Source organism: Tamaricihabitans halophyticus (assembly GCF_004340875.1).
In the GTDB taxonomy this organism is placed as follows: Bacteria; Actinomycetota; Actinomycetes; order Mycobacteriales; family Pseudonocardiaceae; genus Tamaricihabitans; species Tamaricihabitans halophyticus.
In genome coordinates, this window is the sequence record NZ_SLXQ01000034.1 from 1 (window position 1) to 7,389 (window position 7,389).

The following is a 7,389-nucleotide window of genomic DNA, read 5'->3' on the forward strand; positions in this document are numbered from 1 at the left end:
GGCTCCACTGTCTCGGTCATCACAGATCCTTCCCACCAAGCTTGCTGCTCGGCGTGTCAGACCAAGACCAGATCCACCGTTAACCAGACAGTCCCTCGGCGATCTTTAACTTGCCGCCGATTCCGTTCCGGACACCTTCACGCGGATCGGGGTGAGATCGTCTACAGGTGTCTTCCGCACCATGCGCGGGACGCCGCGCGGCCCAGTTCAGCGAGTGGGGCCGTGGCCTCAGGCCGACGCGGTGATGAGTTCATCGGTTACCCACCGCGCGAGGTCGGGCGGGTAGGGCGCCGGGATCCCGAGGACGATGTGCTCGAAGCCGACGTCGGTCGCCTCGCTGATCGCGTCCCGGGTCGCGCTGGGCTGGTCGTAGGAAACGGACAGGTGGATTGAGCGGGCGATGGTAGCGGGGTCGCGACCGATGTCGGCGCAGTAGTGATCCAGCAGTGCACTGCGGCGGACGGCGTCGTCGATGTCCCCGCCGGGGATGTTCCATAGGTCAGCGTGCTCAGCGACGACGCGCAGCGTGGCGGACGAGCGTCCGCCGATCAGGATTGGCGGGTGGGGGCGCTGGACGGGTTTGGGGTTCCCGAACGCTCCGGTCAAGGGATGGTAGGTGCCGTGGAAGTCGAATGGCTCGGCCTCGGTCCACAACCGCCTGATCACCGCGCAGGCTTCGGCGAGGCTTCCTACCGCGTGGGCGGCGTCGTGAAAGGGCAGGCCGTGAGCTTCGTACTCGCGCCGGGCTAGCGGGTGGCTGGGACGTGAGCCTACGCCGATGCCGAAGTCCAGCCGTCCGCCGGAAACGATGTCGACGGTCGCGGCGATCTTGGCCAGCATCGCGGGCGGCCGGAACCGGTTACTGGTCACCAGCACGCCAACGCGTAGCCGTCGTGTGTACGCGGCGAGCGCGGAAAGCAGAGTCCAGCCTTCGTAGGTCGGCCCCTTCGGGTCGCCGCCGATAGGCATGAGGTGATCGAACAGCCACGCGTGCTCGATCTCCGGGATCGTGTCGGCTTCGTGCCAAACCCGCAGCACGTCGTGATAGTCGACCTGCGAGGGAGCGGTCATGATCCCAAAACGAGGACGGGGTGTCTGTGTCATGAAGCCGTGGCTCCTTTCGGTACGGGGCTGTTCCCGGACGATCAGCGGCGACGCGGCGCCGGATCGAGCTTGGTCGCCAGCACGACGTCGTCGCGGCGGCTGGCAATGGCTGCGCCGACCATCTCTTCCGACTCGCCGCCGCTGTACATGTCGGCAGTGACGTCGTTCTGGGTGCTACGCCCGAGCTTGCCGACGGTCATCGCGCCGAGCGCAAGGGAGCTGACCTGCACACCAGTGCGGCCCAAGGTGCGGTACGGCATGAGGTTTTCCTCCATTACGGGTGATGCCCGACGAATACATGGCTAGGTCGCAACGCCTGCTCTGCCATCAGGAAGAAGTGGAACATCGCTCCGGTAACGATACGGAACCTGGTTCCGCTTGGCAAGCTTGGAAAGGCCGGTGCGCGATATCGCGGCCAGGGCCGGTGTCGGGGTGGGCACCATTTACCGCCACTTTCCGACTCGAGCAGGTCTCATCATCGCCGTCTACCGACACCAGGTTGAGGCTCGCCGAAGCCGCCCAACCCTGCTGGCGACCAGCGCGACTCCGCACGCCGACTCGTCGAACTCCTCATCGCAGGACTACGCCGACCGCAAGCCACGTCGGGAACGAGTTCTGGCCGGGAACGCGTAGCGTAGACCGTCGCGCGAAGCGAACCAGACCATGCCGACAGGAACCTCGTCAGTCACATGAAGCGTCGGGACCGCCTTTCACGGCTGGCCAAGGTTTGTCGTTGTTGGACTCGCGGCTCAAGCGCAGCAGTGTGAATGCCTCCGCGGCGGCTGTGCCGGGTTCGGCGTCGTAGACGATGACCTGCCATCCCTCGGTGCCCGGTACACCGAGAGCCTGGTACGCCAAGCTGAGGTCACCGATTTCGTGGTGGTGGAAACGTTTGACCGCGTGCGTCTTGCCTCGCACCTGCTGCATACTCCAGAGTTCGCGAAAATCTCCGCTGGCTTGGCACATCTCGTGGATGAACGCATCGAACACGGCCGCAGGCTGACTGGTGGAGTTGTGCCGCAAGGCGGCGACGACGTTGTCGGCCGCCTGATCCCAATCGATGTAGAAGGTTCGGGCCGCGGGATCCGAGAACACCATCCGCGCGAGGTTGTCCTGCCGGATGAAGCCGCTGAAGAGCGCCCGTGTCAGGGCGTTGGGGGCAAGGATGTCCAAAGTGCCAGTGAGGACGAAGGCCGCCTGGTTTTGCCACCGGCTGAGAAGACGAGCAAGTTCTGGACGCACCTGAGTCTGAATGCCGCCCACGGGCGCCTGATAGCCAGCCAATCGGAAAAGGTGCTCCCGCTCATGACCAGTCAGGTCGAGACCGCGTGCCAGGGCCTCGATGATCTGTGCGGATGGGTTCTTCTCCCGGCCTTGTTCGAGTCGGGTGTAGTAGTCCACGCTGATCCCGGCCAGCACCGCAACCTCCTCACGGCGCAGGCCCGACACCCGGCGCGCACCGGTATCAGGCAGGCCCAGGTTCGAAGGAGCCTGGCGCGACCTGATACCGCGCAGATACTCACCGATACTCATGGCCTATCAACCTATCCCGGACACGCTGACTGCGCCTGGCCCTGCTACACCCTGCCTCGCTACGCCCCCGCCGAATCGCCAGGGTCACTGCTGCGCAGCTGTCCGGGCGGGTGTGCTGGCTGGCATTGGGAATCGCTCGTGCGCTCGTTCGCAACGGTGGCCGCGAGGAGCTCGAGTGCGTGGGCCGAGGCCGAGCCAGATTCGGTGTCGTAGATCATGACCGTCTGATCGGGGTCATCACTGGGACTGAACGCCTGATAGGTGATCGTGAGCTCACCGACGAGCGGATGGTGGTATCGCTTGCTGCCGGTGCTCCGCTGGTGCACCCGGTGACGAGCCCATAGGCGCCGGAACTCGGGACACTGGATGGACAGATCCCCGACGAGACGGCCGAGTCCAGGATCCTCGGGGTTTTTGCCGGCATCCACACGAAGCATGGCGACTGTGTCAGCGGCGACCTGGCCCCAATCCGCATAGAGCTCCTGAGCGTGCGGGTCGAGGAATACGAAACGCGCTTGGTTCCGCTCGGCTGCGGGCATCGCGTCGAAATCCGCGATCAGGAGTGCGGCGAGGCGATTCTGCCCCAGGACGTCGAGACGACGTCCCAGCACGAACGCGGGACGGCGGACACCATCAAGGGTGTCGAGCAGTTTCCGTGTCGCCGGATGCAGCTGCTGCGGTTTGCCCGGCCGGTTGCGACTGGCCGGTCCGGGTCGCGCGATCGTGTGCAGATGCGCGCGTTCGGTGTCATCTAGCCGCAGAGCCTCGGCGATGGCGTCCAGCACTTGTGTCGAGGCACTTTTGCTGCGGCCCTGCTCCAAGCGCGTGTAGTAGTCGACGCTCACACCGGCGAGCATCGCCAGTTCCTCGCGGCGAAGCCCGTCGACCCGCCGCCGGCCACCGTCGACAACACCCGCCCGTTCCGGGGTGATCCGCGCACGCGCGGCACGAAGGAAATCAGCAAGGCGTGGCTCCAGATGATCGGACATGCCTCCAGCATCCCCAACCTGCAGGGCATTGGCCAGCTGCTTGGGGCGCCCAAACTGTCCCAGGAAGCTCCAGGCCTTCTCGCCGGTCGTGGACTCGCTGAGGGTGGTCGAGTCGCGGTCACGCGACATCGTCTGAACGAACCCACTCCGAAAGGAACTCACTCGATGTCGGCATGGATGATCACTGGTGCTGGACGCGGCCTCGGTCTTGAGATCGCTCGCGCGGCACTGGCCGGAGGCGAGCAGGTCGCGTTGGCGGCGCGTAACCCCGAGCGATTGCCCACGGATGTGCGTACCCATCCGAACGCGCTGCCAGTAGGCCTGGACGTCACCGACGAAACCCAGATCGCATCAGCCGTGACGGCGGTAACGGACCGGTTCGGCACGATCGAGGTGCTCGTCAACAACGCTGGCCGAGGTCTGCTGGGCGCTCTCGAGGAAATCACCGACGCGGAGGCGCGCTCATTGTTCGATGTGAACGTCTTCGGCCTCATCAACATGACCCGCGCGGTGCTGCCGATCATGCGCGCGGCACGAAAGGGCAAACTCGTCCACATCGGCTCCCGATCCGGTTTCGAAGGCGAGCCGGGTGCGAGCCTGTACTGCGCCTCCAAGTTCGCCGTCGCGGGAATTGGCGAGGCGCTCGCAGCCGAACTCGAGCCTTTTGGCATCCACAGCGTCGTCGTCGAACCGGGCGTGTTCCGCACCGACTTCCTTGACTCCTCATCGGTGCAGCTGCCAGATGACCGCATCGCCGCCTACGACGACACCCCGGCGCACGCCACTCTCGACTGGGCAGCGAAAGCGAACCACACCCAGCATGGCGATCCGGTCAAGGCAGCGGCACTCATCTATCAGGTCGCCTCCGGTGAACGACTCCCGCTACGGTTGCCCGTCGGACAAGACGCACTCGACCGTCGCGACGTGATGAACCAGCGCATCGAACACGAGATCGCCCCACTGCGTGAGGCATCGGCTGCCACCGCACACACCGACGGCGGGTAACCCCACCACGATCATGTTCGAATCGACGCTACCTCGTCGAAGGCGACTCACGTGGAGAAGCCCACGGTCTGGAGATCCTCCGCGCTCTGGGAGCCTGGCTTCACCCAGCGCCGAGACTTCGACCGTACACAGGTTGATCTGGGCAACGCCGTGCCTTGCAGATCGCTATGCTGACGAAATCGAGCGAGTGACGATCAAACTCCTTCGGACGAGGAGGATCGTGGAGTCAGACCGTCGAAAGCAGGCCGGCTCGCGCCGAGGCTAGGGTGACCTGAACCGTGTGCTCAACGAGCGCGTCGTCGATCGGATCGCCTGTGGTGACCATGCGGTAAAAGAGCGGGGCGCGGACTGAGGTAAGCAATGCTTCGACGTCGACGTCCGGCGGCAGCTCGCCGCGGTCGATCGCACCGTTGACCGTGGGTACTGCGCGCGTGACCTGGTGAGCGAAATACCGGCGCGTGGCCTCGCGCAACTCCGCCTTTCGCAATCCCGCGGTGAGCACCAATGCCGCGACCTGGCGGCCGACGCCGCCGTTGAGTAGATCGCGGAGTTCTCGCCCGATGGCGAGCAAGTCTGTCTCGATATTGCCCGTGTCCGGGACTGGAACGTCGTGTGACCACGTTGTGAGAGCGTCGACAAGAAGATCTTCCAGCGTCGGCCATCGGCGATAGACGGTTGTCTTGTTGACCCCTGCCCGTGCGGCCACGGCGTCTACGCGTAAACCGGCATAACCGTGGTCCAACAGCTCGTCGAACGTGGCTGCGAGGATTGCCTCGCGCACCCGTGCACTACGACCGCCCGTCCGCATGCCACGTGTGATCTGACGACTCGACATCAAAAGCCTCATTGGGTTGCTTTAGTGCTCGCATCGTGCAAGTCTCATGCTATCGCAACTTCATGTTGCTTAAGACTTGAGGAGCCGCTATGCGATTCATGTTCGACACCGATGAGGCGTTCTCGTTCGAAACGCTCAGAGCGGTCGGCTACACGGTTTACGGTGGGGCGGACATTGGCGAGGTCATCATGACGGCGGAGCGGATTACGCCTGGTGACGGCGAGTCGTGGTACCGCGAGTGGCGGGCCCTTGCGGACCGGACCGCTTCGATCGCCGACGGCTGCGCCGCGGGCGGTCACATGACCAGTGCCAGCGGTGCGTACCTCAAGGCCTCGAACTACTATCGGACCTCGGAATTCTTCCTCCGAGACGATCCGGAGCACGATCCTCGGGTGGCGGAGACCTCCGCGCTGGCCGTCCAGACGTTCAGAAGTGCCCATGAAGTCCAGGCGCGCTGGCGGCCGGTGCGCATCCCGTACGAAGGGATCGAACTGGACGGCTACTACCTCAACGTGAGTGGCGACGTTCGAGGACCGACACTCGTGGCACACGGAGGGTTCGACTCGACCGTTGAGGAGATGTACTTCGCGGTCGGCGAGGCGGCCAGACGGTACGGGTGGAACTGCCTGATCTTCGAGGGGCCGGGCCAGGGCGCGGTGCTGCGAACCCACGGTCTGCCGTTTCGGCACGACTGGGAGGCAGTGATCACCCCGGTCGTGGACTTCGCCATCGACCTACCCGGGGTCGATGGCGATCGCATCGCGCTGCTCGGCATGAGCCTGGGCGGCTATCTAGCACCTCGTGCCGCGGCCTTCGAGTCGCGGATCGCCGCCTGCGTCGCCTACGACGGGGTCTTCAGGATCGCCGGGGCGTTCCTGAAGACCCCCGAGGCGCAGGTGCTCGACCCCACGGACCGACTGGCGCTGCTGGACAACCTGATCGCCCGCCGGTCCGAGGCGTCGAGTTCGCAGCGCTGGTTGTTGTCCAATTCGCTGTGGACGTTCGGAGTCTCGTCAGCGAAAGACCTGTACGCCGAGATCGTCAAATACGACCTCACCGGTGTCGCGGACCGGATCACCTGCCCGACGCTCGTGTGCGACGCGGAAAACGACCAGTTCGCCGCTGGCCAACCCGCGATGCTCTACGAGGCGCTCGACTGCCCCAAGACCTTCCTACCCTTCACCTCCGCCGAGGGCGCTGGCGAGCATTGCCATGAAGGTGCGTTGACACTGTTCCATCAGCGCCTGTTCGACTGGCTCGACGAAACCATCGCGTAGACGCGGACACTCTAGACATCGAATGAGAGTGGACACTGGTCAGCAGGATGCCGGGCGCATTACACACAACCTTCGAGAACTACCGCGACATCAACATGACCATGGAGCAAACAGTCCGCCGGAAGCGTGCACCATGGACAATGCAGTGTTCGGCTTCGCCGAGGTGTCCATGGCCCGAATTCTGCAGACTGACACGTCGAACCCCGTCGGATGTCTACTGGCGTTGTCCAGCCCGCAGGCATCCGAATCCAGTGATGGCGCGAGAAGGATCGTCGCCGCGCAGCGCGAGCGGATCAGACGTCGTATCCGCTCCGCGATCGATCGCCGTGTACCTCGTGTCCGATGGCCATGACGTGGCTTACCTGCCCGGGCTGGCGATGCGCCGCATTGCCGACCTCTACCCGGGCAGTACCAAGACCGACGCCCGCGATGCTTACGTCATCGCTGATGCCGCCCGCACCTTGCCGCACACCCTGCGCGAGCTCAACGTCGACGACGAGGCACTGGCCGAGTTGGATGTGCTCGTCGGGTTCGACGACGACCTCGCCGCAGAGGCCACTCGGATCAGCAATCGCATCCGTGGCCTGCTCACCGGCATCCACCCCGCGCTCGAACGCGTTCTTGGCCCCAAAACCGCCCATCTCGC

The 7,389-nt window shown here is 64.7% G+C and carries 6 protein-coding genes and 3 pseudogenes; 4 read left to right on the top strand and 5 right to left on the bottom strand.

Translation table 11 applies throughout. The features are described from left to right. Positions 1-228 precede the first annotated feature (228 nt). Positions 229-1,071, bottom strand: coding sequence for an LLM class flavin-dependent oxidoreductase (locus tag EV191_RS29720; RefSeq protein WP_207894881.1), 843 nt, complete (start codon positions 1,069-1,071; stop codon positions 229-231). Between the two features lie 101 nt (positions 1,072-1,172). Then, positions 1,173-1,364 (bottom strand): annotated as a pseudogene (locus EV191_RS29725) (aldo/keto reductase); the annotation flags it as partial. A 130-nt stretch (positions 1,365-1,494) separates the two neighbouring features. On the opposite strand from EV191_RS29725, the pseudogene EV191_RS29730 reads away from it, so the two are divergent. Continuing rightward, positions 1,495-1,659, top strand: a pseudogene (locus tag EV191_RS29730) (helix-turn-helix domain-containing protein); the annotation flags it as partial. Positions 1,660-1,785: 126 nt separating this feature from the next. On the opposite strand, the gene EV191_RS29735 reads toward EV191_RS29730, so the two are convergent. Together EV191_RS29735 and EV191_RS29740 are read right to left on the bottom strand one after the other, a co-directional pair. Beyond that, positions 1,786-2,637, bottom strand: coding sequence for a helix-turn-helix transcriptional regulator (locus EV191_RS29735; protein ID WP_132881428.1), 852 nt, complete (start codon positions 2,635-2,637; stop codon positions 1,786-1,788). A gap of 59 nt (positions 2,638-2,696) precedes the next feature. Beyond that, complete coding sequence (locus EV191_RS29740; RefSeq protein ID WP_132881442.1) at positions 2,697-3,626, bottom strand: helix-turn-helix transcriptional regulator; 930 nt, start codon at positions 3,624-3,626, stop codon at positions 2,697-2,699. Positions 3,627-3,791: 165 nt separating this feature from the next. On the opposite strand from EV191_RS29740, the gene EV191_RS29745 reads away from it, so the two are divergent. Further along, positions 3,792-4,631 carry an SDR family oxidoreductase gene (locus EV191_RS29745; RefSeq protein ID WP_132881430.1) on the top strand — a complete coding sequence of 280 codons (840 nt, stop codon included), beginning with the start codon at positions 3,792-3,794 and terminating at the stop codon, positions 4,629-4,631. Positions 4,632-4,857: 226 nt separating this feature from the next. On the opposite strand, the gene EV191_RS29750 is transcribed toward EV191_RS29745, so the two are convergent. Further along, a complete protein-coding gene (locus EV191_RS29750; RefSeq protein ID WP_132881439.1) occupies positions 4,858-5,466 on the bottom strand; it encodes a TetR/AcrR family transcriptional regulator in 609 nt (202 codons plus the stop codon). An 89-nt stretch (positions 5,467-5,555) separates the two neighbouring features. Here EV191_RS29750 and EV191_RS29755 point away from each other — a divergent pair, with 89 nt between their 5' ends. Both EV191_RS29755 and EV191_RS29760 read left to right on the top strand, forming a co-directional pair. Further along, on the top strand, positions 5,556-6,743 hold the full coding sequence (locus EV191_RS29755; RefSeq protein WP_132881441.1) for an alpha/beta hydrolase family protein: 1,188 nt from the start codon (positions 5,556-5,558) through the stop codon (positions 6,741-6,743). Positions 6,744-7,084: 341 nt separating this feature from the next. After that, positions 7,085-7,389: pseudogene (locus EV191_RS29760) on the top strand (IS110 family transposase); the annotation flags it as partial.

Excerpts from the sequence above, each read along its gene's own strand:
- EV191_RS29720 (WP_207894881.1), bottom strand. The coding sequence starts at position 1,071 with ATGACCGCTCCCTCGCAGGTCGACTATCACGACGTGCTGCGGGTTTGG.
- EV191_RS29735 (WP_132881428.1), bottom strand. The coding sequence starts at position 2,637 with ATGAGTATCGGTGAGTATCTGCGCGGTATCAGGTCGCGCCAGGCTCCT.
- EV191_RS29740 (WP_132881442.1), bottom strand. The coding sequence starts at position 3,626 with ATGTCCGATCATCTGGAGCCACGCCTTGCTGATTTCCTTCGTGCCGCG.
- EV191_RS29745 (WP_132881430.1), top strand. The coding sequence starts at position 3,792 with ATGTCGGCATGGATGATCACTGGTGCTGGACGCGGCCTCGGTCTTGAG.
- EV191_RS29750 (WP_132881439.1), bottom strand. The coding sequence starts at position 5,466 with ATGTCGAGTCGTCAGATCACACGTGGCATGCGGACGGGCGGTCGTAGT.
- EV191_RS29755 (WP_132881441.1), top strand. The coding sequence starts at position 5,556 with ATGCGATTCATGTTCGACACCGATGAGGCGTTCTCGTTCGAAACGCTC.